At 73.7% G+C, this 14,621-nt stretch carries 16 protein-coding genes; 7 read left to right on the top strand and 9 right to left on the bottom strand.

Annotated elements, in window-relative coordinates; all coding sequences use genetic code 11:
• The first annotated feature begins 92 nt into the window (after nucleotides 1–92).
• Nucleotides 93–446, top strand: a complete 354-nt coding sequence (locus ACFVDM_RS13515; RefSeq protein WP_383637585.1) for a hypothetical protein — start codon at nucleotides 93–95, stop codon at nucleotides 444–446.
• Nucleotides 447–497: 51 nt separating this feature from the next.
• Here the strand turns inward: ACFVDM_RS13515 and lnt are convergent, their stop codons facing one another.
• From lnt to ACFVDM_RS13500, 3 genes are all read right to left on the bottom strand, one after another.
• On the bottom strand, nucleotides 498–2,132 hold the full coding sequence (lnt, locus tag ACFVDM_RS13510) for an apolipoprotein N-acyltransferase (RefSeq protein ID WP_383637582.1): 1,635 nt from the start codon (nucleotides 2,130–2,132) through the stop codon (nucleotides 498–500).
• A 106-nt stretch (nucleotides 2,133–2,238) separates the two neighbouring features.
• The gene (locus tag ACFVDM_RS13505) at nucleotides 2,239–2,742 is read right to left on the bottom strand and encodes a nuclear transport factor 2 family protein (protein ID WP_383637579.1); all 504 of its coding nucleotides are present in this window, start codon (nucleotides 2,740–2,742) and stop codon (nucleotides 2,239–2,241) included.
• Nucleotides 2,743–2,880: 138 nt separating this feature from the next.
• Complete coding sequence (locus tag ACFVDM_RS13500) at nucleotides 2,881–3,747, bottom strand: universal stress protein (RefSeq protein WP_383637576.1); 867 nt, start codon at nucleotides 3,745–3,747, stop codon at nucleotides 2,881–2,883.
• Nucleotides 3,748–3,918: 171 nt separating this feature from the next.
• Between ACFVDM_RS13500 and ACFVDM_RS13495 the strand changes: the two genes are divergently transcribed.
• Nucleotides 3,919–4,290: a hypothetical protein gene (locus tag ACFVDM_RS13495; RefSeq protein ID WP_383637573.1), complete on the top strand. Its 372-nt coding sequence runs from the start codon at nucleotides 3,919–3,921 to the stop codon at nucleotides 4,288–4,290.
• A gap of 231 nt (nucleotides 4,291–4,521) precedes the next feature.
• Here the strand turns inward: ACFVDM_RS13495 and ACFVDM_RS13490 are convergent, their stop codons facing one another.
• Nucleotides 4,522–5,508 carry a phosphotransferase family protein gene (locus ACFVDM_RS13490; RefSeq protein WP_383637570.1) on the bottom strand — a complete coding sequence of 329 codons (987 nt, stop codon included), beginning with the start codon at nucleotides 5,506–5,508 and terminating at the stop codon, nucleotides 4,522–4,524.
• 151 nt (nucleotides 5,509–5,659) lie between these two features.
• On the opposite strand from ACFVDM_RS13490, the gene ACFVDM_RS13485 reads away from it, so the two are divergent.
• Together ACFVDM_RS13485 and ACFVDM_RS13480 are read left to right on the top strand one after the other, a co-directional pair.
• The gene (locus ACFVDM_RS13485) at nucleotides 5,660–6,097 is read left to right on the top strand and encodes a glutaredoxin domain-containing protein (RefSeq protein ID WP_383637567.1); all 438 of its coding nucleotides are present in this window, start codon (nucleotides 5,660–5,662) and stop codon (nucleotides 6,095–6,097) included.
• A 67-nt stretch (nucleotides 6,098–6,164) separates the two neighbouring features.
• Entirely contained in the window at nucleotides 6,165–6,728 is a 564-nt protein-coding gene (locus ACFVDM_RS13480) for a nitroreductase family protein (RefSeq protein ID WP_383637564.1), read from the top strand.
• Nucleotides 6,729–6,774: 46 nt separating this feature from the next.
• Here the strand turns inward: ACFVDM_RS13480 and ACFVDM_RS13475 are convergent, their stop codons facing one another.
• The 4 genes from ACFVDM_RS13475 to ACFVDM_RS13460 form a co-directional block, all read right to left on the bottom strand.
• Nucleotides 6,775–7,278 (bottom strand): DUF1877 domain-containing protein, encoded by a 504-nt coding sequence (locus ACFVDM_RS13475; RefSeq protein WP_383637561.1) that lies wholly within the window; start codon nucleotides 7,276–7,278, stop codon nucleotides 6,775–6,777.
• Nucleotides 7,279–7,320: 42 nt separating this feature from the next.
• Nucleotides 7,321–8,187, bottom strand: coding sequence for a phosphotransferase family protein (locus tag ACFVDM_RS13470; RefSeq protein ID WP_383637558.1), 867 nt, complete (start codon nucleotides 8,185–8,187; stop codon nucleotides 7,321–7,323).
• A gap of 47 nt (nucleotides 8,188–8,234) precedes the next feature.
• On the bottom strand, nucleotides 8,235–9,107 hold the full coding sequence (locus ACFVDM_RS13465; RefSeq protein WP_383637555.1) for an undecaprenyl-diphosphate phosphatase: 873 nt from the start codon (nucleotides 9,105–9,107) through the stop codon (nucleotides 8,235–8,237).
• 196 nt (nucleotides 9,108–9,303) lie between these two features.
• A complete protein-coding gene (locus ACFVDM_RS13460; RefSeq protein WP_383637552.1) occupies nucleotides 9,304–10,017 on the bottom strand; it encodes a TVP38/TMEM64 family protein in 714 nt (237 codons plus the stop codon).
• Nucleotides 10,018–10,066: 49 nt separating this feature from the next.
• Between ACFVDM_RS13460 and ACFVDM_RS13455 the strand changes: the two genes are divergently transcribed.
• The 3 genes from ACFVDM_RS13455 to ACFVDM_RS13445 all read left to right on the top strand — a co-directional run bounded on the left by ACFVDM_RS13455 (nucleotide 10,067) and on the right by ACFVDM_RS13445 (nucleotide 13,327).
• Nucleotides 10,067–10,858 (top strand): DNA alkylation repair protein, encoded by a 792-nt coding sequence (locus ACFVDM_RS13455; protein ID WP_383637549.1) that lies wholly within the window; start codon nucleotides 10,067–10,069, stop codon nucleotides 10,856–10,858.
• Nucleotides 10,859–11,196: 338 nt separating this feature from the next.
• Nucleotides 11,197–12,366, top strand: coding sequence for an elongation factor Tu (gene tuf / locus ACFVDM_RS13450; RefSeq protein ID WP_383637546.1), 1,170 nt, complete (start codon nucleotides 11,197–11,199; stop codon nucleotides 12,364–12,366).
• Between the two features lie 115 nt (nucleotides 12,367–12,481).
• The gene (locus tag ACFVDM_RS13445; RefSeq protein ID WP_383637543.1) at nucleotides 12,482–13,327 is read left to right on the top strand and encodes a spermidine synthase; all 846 of its coding nucleotides are present in this window, start codon (nucleotides 12,482–12,484) and stop codon (nucleotides 13,325–13,327) included.
• Here ACFVDM_RS13445 and ACFVDM_RS13440 read toward each other — a convergent pair.
• Nucleotides 13,289–14,596 (bottom strand): MFS transporter, encoded by a 1,308-nt coding sequence (locus ACFVDM_RS13440; RefSeq protein WP_383637540.1) that lies wholly within the window; start codon nucleotides 14,594–14,596, stop codon nucleotides 13,289–13,291. The two genes, ACFVDM_RS13445 and ACFVDM_RS13440, sit on opposite strands and share 39 nt — an antisense overlap.
• Nucleotides 14,597–14,621: the final 25 nt, after the last annotated feature.

Below are 14,621 nucleotides of genomic sequence, written 5' to 3'. Positions count from 1 at the left end.
CCGCCCGCGCGGCCGGGCACTGCTCCGGATGCGTGACACGGGGGCCCCGGGCACGCTGGGGGGAACGACCGCCGCCCCCAGGAGGTGACCTGGTGAGACGCCACCGCGAGCCACCGGGCTGGGGTGCCCTCCAGCCACCGCCGGGCTACTACTCGGCGGACGGCCGGCCACCCGACGCCCTCCGGCGCGCCCTGATCCTCGACTGGGCCGTCAGTCAGCGCGTCGCGGCCGGCTGGCGGGTGGAGTCCCGCTCCGAGACCCAGGCCGTCATGGTCCGGGGCCACCCGGTGCAGCACCCCCTGCACGCCGTTCTCGCGATGCTCACTTGCTTCCTCTGGGCTCCGGTCTGGCTCGTCCTGAGCCTCACGCACCGGGTCGAACGGGTCGCGCTGACGGTCGACGCCCTGGGCGACATCGTCACGGTGAACGGCCCGGAATCCCGCTGACTCCGGGCAGGTCCTCCGGCGCCCGCCGGTCCGTGCGTCCGGCCCGTGCGGTCAGGGACCGGTCTCGGCGGGGGCCTCCGCGCGGGCGTCACCGGAGTGCTCCGGGGCCGGCACCGGACCCGGAGCGGCCGCCCCCGGTCCGCCGCGCCGTCGCGCGTACCGCACTCCTTCGGCGGCGCAGAGCACGAGCAGCACGCCCAGCGCCCCGTACAGCGGCCAGTCGCCCAGCCGCGCGTACAGCGTCGTGCCGCGTGCGAGCGGCACCGCGTAGACGCCGGTCCCGCTGGTGCCCGTGCCGAGGCGGGTGCCGATCTCCTCGCCGCGCGGGCCGTAGACCGCGCTGACGCCCGTGAGGGTGGCGTGCACCGCCGGCCGGCCGTTCTCGGCGGCGCGCAGGGCGGCGAGCGAGGCGTGCTGGAGGGGCGCCCAGCTGTGCTGGAAGGACGAGGTGGACGACTGGGCGACGAGGATCCGCGCACCGTCCCGGGCCAGCCGCCGGCTCATGTCGGGGAACGCGGACTCGAAGCAGACCAGCGGGCCGATGCGCAGTCCCCCGGCGTCCGGCAGCGCCATGGTCACCGGGCCCGTCCCGCGCAACCGGTCCTCGCCCGCCGCCCTGCCCATCGACGTGGCCCAGCCGAGCGCCGAACGCGCCGGGACGTACTCGCCGAACGGCACCAGCCGCATTTTGTCGTAGCGGTCGCCGGTCAGGCCCCGGGGTCCCACGAGCACCGCGCTCTTGAAGATGCCGGTACGGCCCGAGGCGTCGGTCTGCCGGGCGTCCACGTTCACGAGGACGTCCGCGCCGACCTGCCGCGACAGCGCCGCGATCCGTGCCGTGACCTCCGGGTGGCGTGCCAGGTCGACGCCGACACTGCTTTCGCCCCACACCACCAGATCGACGTTCTGCCCCGCGAGCGAACGCGTCAGCGCCTCGCTGCGCGCGAACCGGCGCTCCACACTCCCGGGGCCGTCGACGATCCCCGGCTGGACGACGGCGACCGCGGCCGTGCCCGACGGTTCGGGCCGGGGCGCCCACGCGGCCACCGCGCCCACGGCCGAGGCGGCCACCACCAGGGAGCCGAGCGCCGCCCTGCGGGCCGGCGCCGGCGCCGCCACCAGCAGGACGAGCGCCGTGTTCACCGCGACCACCCACAGCGTCACCAGCCACACCCCGCCGACGGACGCCAGCCGCAACGCCGGCGCGACCTGCCACTGGCTCGCCCCGAGCAGCCCCCACGGCCCGCCGAGCCCCTCCCAGGACCGCACCGTCTCGGTCATCAGCCAGCCGCACGGCACCACGACCACCGCCGCCGCGGCGGAAGCCGCCGACAGCGGCCCACGGAGCATCCGCCGGGCCAGCAGCCCCCACGGCGCCCACAACAGCCCGAGCAGGGCGGCCAGTACCACGATGAACACATGGAGGCTCGGCATCAGCCAGTGGTGCACCGCCAGCATGTAGCCCGTCCCGCCGAGCCAGCCGTCGAGCGCCGCGCGGCGCCCCGTACGGGCCGACCGGACCAGCAGCAGCAACGGCACCAGAGCCACGTACGCGAACCACCACAGGCCCGGCGCCGGGAAGGCCAGGGCGGGCAGCGCCCCGGCGAGGACCGCGAGGGCCCCCCGGCCCACGGGTGAGCCGAGAAGCGGGACGAACCCCCGTTGTGCCCCGGTTCCGCTCGGCATGCCGCGCCTCCTCGTCCTGCCCGGGGGCAGACATCGTCCGGAACCCGTTCACGCGGATCTTCCCCCAGTGTGGGGCAGCGGAGACGGCCCGGCGCGGACCGGCCGGTCAGCCGCCGGAGAGATCTCCGGACAGGCTCCGCCACTTCTCGTGGACCGTCACCCCTTCGATCCGCCAGCCCTCGCCGGTGCGGACGAGTTCGAAGACGTACCGTCCGCCGGCCACGAAGTTCGGCGCGGTCGGCGCGTCCACCGCCCGCCCTCCGTCGTCCCCGGCCCGCCCGCCGACGAGCCGCATCGGGTTCAGGTAGTCGGCCTGCACCCGGGCCCGGTCCCCCGGATAGCCGCCCAGATCCTGGAGGTCCAGCCGCCGGTTGACGATCAGGTGCTGCCGCACGGGGAAGAGCCGCATGGTCTCCGCGAGCCAGCGCGCGACCTCGGCGGCCGGGCCCTCGGTGCCGCCCGCCGAACGGTAGTCCGCGCGGCCCGCGGCGGTGAACAGGCCCACGTAGTCCGTCCAGGCCCCGTCGTCCACGGCCACCGCGTAGCCGGTGACCACCGCGTCGATGGCGAGACGGTCCATCACGGTCGAGAGGTCCACACGCTGCGTCATCGGCTCAGTGTGGGGCCGTGGGCCGCGGGGGCCAAGAGGCGTGCGCGGGGAACCGTCCCGGCCGCGACGACGGCCCGGCCGGGGCACCGGCCGGGCCGTGGCCGGAAGGCACCGGCCGTGCCCGCGGGCGCCGGGGCCTCAGCACGGGACGACGGCCACCGGACCCAGCGCGTGCGTCAGCGTCGTCTGGGCGACCGGGGAGAGGCCGAGGCCCAGGGACTCACCGCCCTTGCGCCGGCCGATCACCGTCAGCGCCGCCGTCGCCGACGCCGTCACCAGGGTGCGCGAAGCCGATCCGTTCACCGGCTCCTTCATGACCTCCACCTGCGGATACTTCTCGCGCCAGCCCGCCGTCAGCTCCGCGAGGGACCGCTCCGCCGCGTCCGCCGCCGCATCCCGGTCGAAGACCGGCCCGCCCGACAGCATCGAGGAGAACATCGTCCAGCCGTGCACGATGCGCAGCCGCGCACCCGGCCGGGCCGCCGCCGTCTCGAAGGCGAACTCCAGCACCCCCTCGCTGCTCTCGTCCGCCGCGACCCCGGCGACGATGTCCGGAAAGACCTCCGGAGCGGACTCCGCCGCCCCGTCGTCCGGCTGCCCGCCGTGCACCACGACCACGGGGCACTTCGCCATCGACGCCGTCGCGAGGCTGTTGGACCCCAGCATCAGCGAACGGAAACCGCCGAGCCCGCGCGAGCCGACCACCACGAGCGAGGCGTCGCGGCTCAGCGAGACCAGCGCGGCCGACGGGAAGTCCAGCGGCGCCAGCGTGGTGGGCCGCAGCCCCGGAACGGTCTCGCCCACCTGGCGCACGGACCGCGCCAGCAGCTCGTCGGCCTCGCGCTGCTGCGCCTCCTGGTCCGTGCGGCGGGTCAGCAGCCGCACATGGACGATCTGCAGGGGCAGCCCCCGCCGGTCAGCCTCGCGGGCCGCCCAGTCCAGGGCGTCGCGGCTGTGCGTCGAGCCGTCGACCGCGGCGATCACGGGACGCTCGGTGCTGGTCATGGTGCCTCCTGAATCCTGCCGGGTCCGCTGAACCCGTGGTGCGTCCCCCGACGGTGGCGAATGCCCCCTTCCGTACGCTACGGCCCGACGGGTTCCGTCGCAGGACCGGGCACGGCGGGCCGGAGGCCGATCGTCCGTGGTGGCGGGCATACCGGGACCTATGCTCACGGAATGGAGCAGAGCGAAGTCCTGAAGCGCGTGGTCGGCATCCTCACCGAGGCGGGCGAGATGCGCCGCCTCATGGAGGAGGACCCCGGCCGCGAGGAGCGCGCCGCCGATTCGACCGTCGTCACCGCCCTCCTCAACGAGACGATGCCCCGGATCGCCATCCCCGAGACGGCGACCATCGAGGACGTGGTCGTCCTCGTCGGCCGCGAGGTCGGCGGAGCGGTGGAGCAGCTCGTCGGCGCGTTCACGCTGGCGTTCGCGACGCTGGCCCAGGTGCACGACGCGGGCCGCACGGACGTGACGTCGGCCGACGTCCTCCAGGACCTGGCCCTGCGCGCCGAACAGTTCGGAGCCGGGGGAGAGGGGGAGGCGTAGGGCGTGGCCGGCGGCTCCCCGCGCCGAGCAGGAGCGTGGCGGCCAGGTTCGCGGCCGCCATCGCCGTGTCGCCCACGCCGTGGCCGACGAACCAGGCGTTGGTCAGCGCGTACACGCCGTACACCCCGACCGCGGCGGTGGTCTGCGCGCAGGCCCGCCGGAGCAACGGTCCCACCGGCTCGGAGCCGAGGCGGGCGGTGGGGCCGGAGTGGGCGGGCGTGCGCGTGGCCGTTACGGCCGCACGGGCTCGAACAGCGCCATCGCCTCGTCGAGACGGGCCCGCGCCCAGTCGTACTGCTCGCTCGTGGTGTGGCCCCGGTACACCGTCTCGATGACCATGACGAGCAGCAGATGGACGCAGTACAGGCGGCGGCGCACCTGTTCGGTGGCCGTCAGCGGGCCGTGGCCGTATCCGCGCATGAAGGGCGTCGGGTCCCCGAACGCGGACATCTGCGTCCCCGTGAACCCGGACTCGATCAACGGGTCGCCGTAGAAGGCGCGTTCGTGGTCGATGACGGAGACGATCCTCCCGTCCCGGACCATCACGTTCCCGGCCCACAGGTCCCACTCCACGAGCCGGGGCTCGCTCACCTCGTCGAGGCTGTCGGCGTGCGCCGCCAGGACGGAGCGGACCTCGTCGTAGGACCGCCCGATGTCCACGCCGCGGCGCTCGCCGTCGCGCAGCACGTCCTCGACCATGCCCGTGAACGCCTCCCGCCAGGACGCGGCGGGGGGTCCGGCCAGCGGTCCGAAGCCCTCGCCGCGCACCGAGTTGATCTCCCGGTTGACGGCGCCGAGCTGCTCCATGCAGGCGTCGCGCTCGGCGGCGGGCAGGCCGTCGCCGACGACGCCGAGGTTGTCGGCATCCACGTAGGGCATGAAGAAGTAGTCCGCGTCGCACAGTTCACGGCTCCGGTCCGCGAAGTCCACGGCGGGGACCGGTACGGACGTACGCGTTCGCAGCAGGTCCAGGGTGCGCAGTTCGATGGACATGGCCCCGCGCTCGTAGGTCATCACCTCCACCGAGGGCGGCGGCGCTATCTTCAGCACCACCTCGGCCCCGTCCCGGAGCCGGATCCGGTACGCGACGTTGAACCAGCCGTGCCCCAGCTCGCCGAACCACCCGTCCCCGACCGGTGCCCGGTCCGCGCCGTACGCCCGCTCGACCATGGCGCGCAGCGTCTCGGGCGACTGCCTGTTCTTGGTGATGCTCTCCACTCCGGACCCCTTCGTCGATGGCGCGCACCCCGCCGACACGATACTTACCATGTGGTCGGTATTGGGTCGAGGGTGCGCGGCGCCCGTTCCCGCGCCGGTGCGGCACGCCCGCCGGGACCGGAGCCCGGAAGCATCGGTAGCCTGCGTGACCATGAGACGTGTCTGGGGTGTGCCGGTCCTCTACCTGCTCGTCGGTGCGGCGCCGGCCGCCGCCCTGTTCGCGGACGGGAGCACCGCCGGCGGCGTGGCCGTCGCCGTGGTGTTCCTGGTGATCGCCCTGGTGCACTCGCCCCTCTTCTTCCCGGCCTCGACCGGCGCGGCCGAGGCGTTGCGCCGGGGCGCCGCCGACGGCCGGCCCGTCGTGTTCTGGCGACCCGGCTGCGCCTACTGCATCCGCATGCGCCTGCGGCTGGGACGGAGCGCCCGCCGGATGCACTGGGTCGACATCTGGAGCGATCCGGCCGGCGCGGCGGAGGTCCGGGCCGCCAACGACGGCGACGAGACGGTGCCGACGGTGTTCGTGGCGGGCCGGCCGCACACCAACCCGCCGCCCGCATGGGTACGCGGACAACTCGACGCCTCCGCGTGACGCACGCCGCCCCCGGGCCCGCCGCCCGACCGGAATACGCACACCGGCCTGCCGGTTGCAGCCGAGCATGACCCGACCTCAGGACCCGGCCGGCGAGGGCGTACACCCCCTGCTCGCCGGCCGCTACAGCCCCTCCCGGTTCGACCCGTCGACCGTCGTCGACGACCGTACCCTGGACCGGCTCCTGGAAGCCGCCCGCTGGGCCCCCTCCGCCGGGAACTCCCAGCCGTGGGCCTTCTTCACCGCCCGCCCCGGCGAACCCGACCACGACCGTCTGCTTCCCCATCTCGCCCCGAGCTCCGCCCGCTGGGCGCGCGACGCGAGCCTCCTCGTCGTCACCCTGACCCGTCGCTATGTCGACGCCACCCCGCTCGTCTTCTCCGAGTTCGCCGACTACGACCTCGGCCAGGCCGTCGCCCATCTCACCCTCCAGGCCCAGGCCATGGACCTCGCCTCCCACCAGTTCCGCGCGTTCGACCTGGAAGCCCTCACCAAGGAACTCGACCCGAACCCCGGTTGGGTCGTCGTCTCCATGCTCGCGATCGGCACCGCCGCCGAGGGCCCGTCACCCCGGCGCACCCGCCGCAGTACGGCCGAGCTGCGGTCGGCGCCGTGGACGTCCGAGGAATGAGGACGGGCCGGTCCGACGCCCCCGAAGCCCGGGACCCCCCGCAGGGTCAGTCCACCCAGACGACCACGGCCATGCCCTTCAACGCGGCGACGTCGTAGAAGCTCCGCAGCGTGGCGAAGTGCTCGCTCAGATACGGGGCGGGGTCGGAGGTGAACCCCGCGAATCCGCCCGCTCTCCGGTACGCCGGGAGCTGTCCGAGCAGGGAGTCGATCTCCATTCCGGCGAGCGCGCGAGCGACCTCGGCCACCGCCGGCGGCATCAGCAGCGCGGGAGGTGCGTCGATGCCGTCGTAGACCTCGGGATGATCGAGGTAGGGGACCCCGGGGTCGCGGTCGCCCCTGATGCTGCGGTCGAGGACGCCGATGTGCGGCGAATCCGGCCGCACACGCCGGTAGAAGCCCAGCAGTTCCCAGATCGCCCAGCCGAGATCGACGGTGTCCTGGGCCGGCGGGTCCCACCCGGGATCCCCGTCCGCCGCGGACGCGGCCGTTTCACGGCACCGGTCGAGGTATGCGGGCGGGACGCGCGCCAACTGCTGGGTCAGGGCCATGCACCTCAGTGTCGCCCGCCCAGGACGGACCACGCACCCGCATTACGGTCCGTCCAGGCGCGCCGTCACCGCGTCCAGCGTCGGCCACGGCGGACCCGCGCGCAGCACGCGCAGAAGCTCCACCCCGAACCGCCGCCCGTCGGGGAACTGGTCGCCCGCCTCCCAGCGCCACGCGGCCACCATCGCGATCACGAGCTGCCGGCACACGTCCAGCAGCCCCTGGTCGATGCCCGGGTAGTGCGCGCACACCGCCGCCGGGACATGGGCGAGATCGAACTCGACGGGACCGCGACAGCAGGTCTCCAGGTCGATGAACAGCGGCCCGTTCTCCGTGTTCAGAATGTTCCCCGGATGCGGCTCACCGTGGAGCAGTTGCTCCGCCGCCCCGAATCCGTCGACCGCTCGCCGCAGTTCGCCCAGCCGGCCGCTCAGGAACGCGCGATCCCCCTCGGCCAGCTCCGGTGAACGCACCGGGTCAGCGACCACGGCCTCCGCCTCCGTGATCCGGTCCCTGAAACCCGGGCCGGGCACATCGACCGTACGCATGCCGGCGTGCAACCGCTCCAGGGCCCCGGCGAAGTCCGCCGGCGGGGTACGGGGCGCCACGGGCTCGTGGTAGGTCCACAGCGTCACCGCGAAGCCGTCGCGCCGGTACACACGGGGATCGACGCGCGGTTCCAGGGCGCACATGGGGCTTCCCGCCCGGACGAGCCGCCCGGCGAGCCGGACTTCGAACTCGGCGACCTCCTGCCCCTCCGGTGCGACCCGGGCGAAGACGTCGCACGGCCTCAGGCGCAGTGCCAGCTTGTTCGAGTTGTGGAGGACGACGGCGTCGTCGGCCGCCAGCCCGAGTGATGAGGCGATCGATACCGCTGCCGCGATCGCACGCGTGACGTCTGTCGTATCCACCCCGGAATCCTGGCACAGCCGGACGCCGGGGTGGACGGGGAGACGGATCAGCCGGCCGACTCGCCCGCGTGCGGGCTCAGGGCCCCCGCGCCGACCAGGACGAAGAGCAGGATGCCGAGGGCGATGCGGTAGATGACGAAGGGCATGAAGCTCTTGGTGGTGATGAACTTCATGAACCACGCGATGACCGCGTAGCCGACGCCGAACGCGATGAGGGTGGCGAAGATCGTCGGCGGCCAGGAGACATGGCCCTCGCCCGCGTCCTTCAGCTCGAAGACGCCCGAGGCGAGGACGGCGGGGATGGCGAGGAGGAAGGAGTAACGGGCCGCCGCCTCGCGGGTGTAGCCCATCAGGAGACCACCGCTGATGGTGGCGCCGGAGCGGGAGACGCCGGGGATCAGGGCCATCGCCTGGCAGAAGCCGTAGATCAGACCGTCCCTGACGCCGAGTTCCCGGAGGGACTTGCGTTCCTTGATCGCCCGGTGCTTGCCGCCGGTCTCGTCGCGGGCCGCCAGACGGTCCGCGATCCCGAGGACGATGCCCATCACGATCAGGGTGGTCGCGATGAGCCGCAGATCGCGGAACGGGCCCTCGATCTGGTCCTTCAGCGTGATGCCGAGGACACCGATCGGGATGGAGCCGACGATGACGAGCCAGCCCATCTGGGCGTCGTGGTCACCGCGCATCGAACGGTCCGTCAGGGACCGGAACCAGGCGGAGACGATCCGGACGATGTCCTTGCGGAAGTAGATGAGGACCGCGGCCTCCGTGCCGATCTGGGTGATCGCGGTGAAGGCGGCACCCGGGTCGTGCCAGCCGGCGAACGCGGCGGTGAGCCGCAGGTGCGCGCTGGAGGAGATCGGAAGGAACTCGGTCAGTCCTTGAACGAGGCCGAGGACGAACGATTCGAACCAGCTCATGGGGCTTGGGCCATCCCGGAGAGATCATGCATCGGCCGGGGCGGGGTGCCGCCGGCTGCGTGCGGATTGCGGTCGTGCGATGACAGGGCCGCACCGGGCCCGGAGATCGTCGGTCGGTCGCGGGCAGCGTATCGCCCCCGGATGAACACGGTGACGACTGCCCCCGCGCAGCCGCACCGATGCGGCCGCCGCCCGGCTACTCCCCGCCCAGCCGGTGGCGCCGCCGCCACGCCACCACGGCGCCGCCCGCGCCCGTGACCACGATGAAGCCCATCGCGGCGAGGAAGGCGGGCGAGGTGGGGGAGGCCGCCTCGCTGCCCGCGATCACATACGCGGCGGTGTTCGGGATCGAACCGAGACCGGTCGCGATCAGGAACGGCGGATAGCCCATGCGGGAGACCGCCGCGCAGTAGTTGGCCGCCGCGAACGGAACCCCGGGGAAGAGGCGCAGCGCGAGCATCGACCGGAAGCCGTGCCGGCTGAGCTGGCCGTCCGCCGCCCGCATCCAGCGCCCGCGCAGCAGCGTCCGCAGGGCGTCCTGGCCCAGGACCCGGCCGAGCATGAACGAGATCCCCGCACCCAGCACCGTGCCCGCCAGCGCGGCCGCCAGTCCCGACTGCGCACCGAAGAGCGCTCCGGCCGCGATGTTGAGCACCGGCCTGGGCACGAAGGCCACCGTGCAGACGCCGTACGCCAGCGCGAACAGCGCCACCGCGGCCGCGCCGTCGCTCAGTCGGGCCGGCGGGCCCGAGACCAGCAGACGCTGTGGTTCGAGGAGCAGCATGGTGGCAGCGGCGCCCACCAGGACCGCCACGAGCAGGGAGAACCGGGACCAGGGCGAGAGCAGCACTCGCGTGCAGCGCACGGCGAAGCCACCGGTGGGACGGGTGGCGGGGACGTGGTCGAGCATTCGGGGAGAGTAACCGACACGCGCGTGTGATCGCCGTAATGTGCCCGTGATGAACCAGGGAGCCGAAACGCACGGGGCGACGTCCGGTACGGGCACCGCCGGGGGCCACGGCCACGCTGCCCCGCCCTCCGCCGCCGTGCCCGTACCACCCGAGACGCCCCCGAGCCCGCTCGCGGACACCCTGCTGGCCCGGCTGACCGAGTGCTACCCGGCGGCCGCCGACCCGGAGCGGGCCCGGTCCAGCGCCGCGTACCTGAAACATGTGGCTCCGTTCCTCGGCATCCCCATGCCCGAGCGCCGCGCGTTGTCCCGGACCGTCGTCGCGGGCACGCCGCGCCCCGACGAGCCGGACTGCGTGGCCGTGGCGCTGCGCTGCTGGGCGCTGCCCGAGCGGGAGTACCACTACTTCGCCGTCGACTACCTGCGCCGTCATGCCGGACGCTGCTCGTCGGCGTTCGTGCCGGTGCTGCGGCATCTCGTCTCCACGGTGCCGTGGTGGGACACGGTCGACGCCCTGGCCGCCCATGTCGCGGGCCCCCTCGTCGCCGCCGATCCGGAACAGGCACGGACGATGGACGCGTGGATCGAGGACGGTGACCTCTGGGTCGTCCGCACCGCGCTGCTGCACCAGCTCCGCTTCAAGGAGGCCACCGACGCCCGGCGGCTCTTCGCGTACTGCCTGCGCCGGGCCGGCCACCCCGACTTCTTCGTCCGCAAGGCGATCGGCTGGAGTCTGAGGGAGTACGCCAAGACCGACCCGGAGGCCGTACGGGACTTCGTCGACGCCCACCGCGACCGGCTGGCACCGCTGTCGGTGCGCGAGGCGACCAAGCACCTCTGACCGTCGGCGCGCCCCTCCTGTCGCCCCTGTCACGCCAGTCCCGCAGGTTCCAACTCCCCTGCGGGAGCCGAAATTCATTCGACGGGCCGCGGCCGCTCCGCGATGATCGAGCCATGTTCCGGTACGCCTTCCTCGCAGCGCAGTCCGCAGTCGCGGACGCGCCGAAGGCTGCCGTGAGCCCCCTCGCAGCAGATGTCGCGGCAGCGTGCACCGCTGTCGCCGCGCCCCTCGGCGGCGCCCGAAGCTGACCCTCCCCCGATCGTCCGGCGGACCCCGCGTGGGGAGGGTCGGCCGGCCCCGGGGTCCTCTCACTCAGCTTCGCACCCAAGGAATGAACCATGCCCAAGACGGCATACGTGCGCACCAAGCCCCACCTCAACATCGGCACCATGGGCCACGTCGACCACGGCAAGACCACCCTGACCGCCGCCATCACCAAGGTCCTCAGCGACCGCGGCAGCGGCACCTTCGTCCCCTTCGACCGCATCGACCGCGCGCCCGAGGAGGCGCAGCGCGGCATCACCATCAACATCGCGCACGTCGAGTACGAGACGGGCACCCGGCACTACGCCCACGTCGACATGCCCGGCCACGCCGACTACATCAAGAACATGGTCACCGGCGCCGCCCAGCTCGACGGGGCGATCCTCGTCGTCTCGGCGCTCGACGGGATCATGCCGCAGACCGCGGAGCACGTGCTGCTCGCCCGCCAAGTGGGCGTCGACCACATCGTGGTGGCGCTGAACAAGGCCGACGCGGGCGACCCCGAGCTGACCGACCTGGTCGAGCTGGAGGTGCGCGAGCTGCTCACCGCGCACGGCTACGGCGGCGACGCCGTCCCCGTCGTGCGGGTGTCGGGCCTGCGGGCGCTGGAGGGCGACCCGCGCTGGACCGACGCGGTCGAGGCGTTGCTGGACGCCGTCGACACGTACGTACCGATGCCGGTGCGCTACACCGACGCGCCGTTCCTGCTCTCCGTGGAGAACGTCCTGACCATCACCGGCCGGGGCACCGTCGTCACCGGCGCCGTGGAGCGCGGCACGGTGCGCGTCGGCGACCGCGTCTCGGTGCTAGGCCCGGACATCGAGACGGTCGTCACCGGCCTGGAGACCTTCGGTAAGCCGATGGAGTCCGCCGAGGCCGGCGACAACGTCGCGCTGCTGCTGCGCGGTGTCGAGCGCGACCGCGTCCGGCGCGGCCACGTCGTCGCGGCGCCCGGCAGCGTCACCCCGAGCCGGCGCTTCACCGCGCAGGTGTACGTCCTGTCGGGGAGCGAGGGCGGCCGCACCACCCCGGTCACCACCGGGTACCGGCCGCAGTTCTACATCCGCACCGCGGACGTCGTCGGTGACGTCGACCTCGGCGGGGCGGCCGTGGCGCGGCCCGGTGAGACGGTCACCATGACCGTCGAACTGGGCCGGGACGTGCCCCTGGAGTCCGGCCTCGGCTTCGCGATCCGCGAGGGTGGGCGGACCGTCGGGGCCGGTACGGTCACCGAAGTGCTCTGACCGGCACGGGCACACCGGGCCCGCCTCCCGCATCCACGGGAGGCGGGCCCGGCACCCGCGTCCGGTCGCCGGCACGCGGTCCGGACCCGTACGTTCCACGCCTCACAATGGGGGAGTGAACGAGTCGATACCGGTGATCCGCGACGTGGACCACGGAACCGCCAGACTGCTCCCCGACGTGGACCGGGAGCGCGCCTGGCTGCTCACGGTCGACGGTGCCCCTCAGTCGTACGTCGACCTGGACGCGCCCGAGCACCTGGAGTTCGAGTACGCGCGACGGCTGGCCCATGTGCTGGACTGCGCGGCGGAGCCCGGCGTACCGCTCGACGTCCTGCACCTCGGCGGCGGGGCGCTCACCCTGCCCCGCTACACCGCCACCACCCGGCCGGGCTCGCGGCAGGAGGTCGCCGAGGCGGACCGAGCCCTGCTCGACCTGGTCACCGAACACCTTCCGCTGCCCGACGGGGCGGGCATCACCGTGCGCGCCGAGGACGCCCGCGCCCGGCTGGAGGCGACCGCGCCCGCCTCGGTGGACGTGGTCGTGGCCGATGTCTTCGGCGGTTCGCGGGTTCCCGCCCACCTCACCACGGTGCCCTACGCGCGGGCCGCCGCCCGTGCCCTGCGCCCCGACGGGATCTACACCGCCAACCTGGCCGACGCGGCGCCGTTCACCTTCCTGCGCTCGCAGCTGGCCACCTTCGCGACCGTCTTCCCCGAACTGGCCCTGATCGCCGAACCCGCCGTGCTGCGCGGCCGGCGCTTCGGCAACGTGGTGCTCGTGGCGTCCCGGGCGCCCGTCGACACGGACGCCCTGATCCGGCGCTGCGCGGCCGACGCGTTCCCGGCGAGGGTCGCGCACGGGGACGCGCTGACTCCGTTCCTCAAGGGCGCCCGGCCGGTCGGCGACGAGGACGCCGTCGCCTCACCCGAGCCGCCCGACGGCGCCTTCGGCATCGGCTGACGCGGGGACGTCCCCGCCCTGGGCCGCGGTCGCGGACGTTCTGCGCGTCAGGTTCCGTACATCGGGCACGAGCAGCACCAGCGCGGTCACCAGGACGATGAGCCCGGCGCAGCCCCACAGGGCCCGGCTGCGGCCGATCAGGGACTCGGCCGGACCGGCGAGGGCGGTGGCCAGCGGGACCATGGCCACCGAGCCGAACCAGTCGTAGGCCGAGACCCGGGACAGCTTCTCCTCGGGGATCTCCTGGTGCATGGCCGTCATCCACGAGACGCCGAAGACCTCGATGGCCGTGCCGCTGACGAACATGACCACGCACAGCCCCGTCACCGACAGCGGCACGGCCAGCCCCGCCGACGGCAGCGCCAGCGGGAAGACGCAGAGCGTGCCGGCCAGCAGCATCCGGCGCGGTCTCCACCGCGTCATCAGCAGTCCTCCGGCCAGTGTGCCGACGCCGAAGGCGGCGAGCGCGAAGCCCCAGGGGCGGGCGCCGCCCAGTTCGTCCCGGGCGACCAGCGGCCCGTACACCGCCTCGGCCGCCCCGACGGCCGCGACGACCACGGAGAACTGCGCCACGATGGCCCAGAGCCAGGGCCGTCCGACGAACTCCTGCCAGCCGTCGCGCAGATCGGCCAGCAGCCCCGACCCCGGTGCGCGCTCCGGGATGTGGCTGACGTCGAGGAAGGCGCGCAGCGCACCGGCCACGGCGAAGGCCGCCGCGTCCACGGCCAGCACCCAGCCGGGGTCCATCGCGGCGATCATGGCGCCGCCGAGCGCCGCGCCACCGATCGTCGCGCCCTGGGTCGCCATGCGGAACAGGGCGAAGGCGCGGGCGGCCGACTCCGTGCCCACGCTGGACATCAGCATGCCCTCGGCGGCGGGGCTGAAGAAGGCCTGCCCGGTGCCGCACAGCGCGGTGAGCAGCATCATCTGCCACAGCTGCGGATCGCCGGCCAGCACCAGCCAGGCGAACACGGCCTGGGAGAGGCAGTTCAGCGTGTTGGCCGCGACCATCACCCGGTGGCGCGGCAGCCGGTCGGCCACCGCCCCGCCGATGAGGAGGAACAGGACCAGCGGCACGGTCCGTGCGGCGGCGACCAGCCCGACGTCCCCTCCGTCACCGCCCGCCTGCAGAACCGCGAACGCCGCCGCGATCAGCGCGCCATGGGTACCCAGGCTCGTGATGATCGCGGCGGCGGTCAGCAGCCGGTAGTTGCGGCCCGCCGGGGTGGGGCGGTCCGTCGGGGGTGCGGAGGAGGGAGCGTCGGTCACTCAGGGACTATCGCCGCAGCGGCCC

This window comes from Streptomyces sp. NPDC057682, assembly GCF_042799575.1.
Lineage (GTDB): Bacteria > Actinomycetota > Actinomycetes > Streptomycetales > Streptomycetaceae > Streptomyces.
This window is presented reverse-complemented; position numbering and strand designations above follow the sequence as displayed.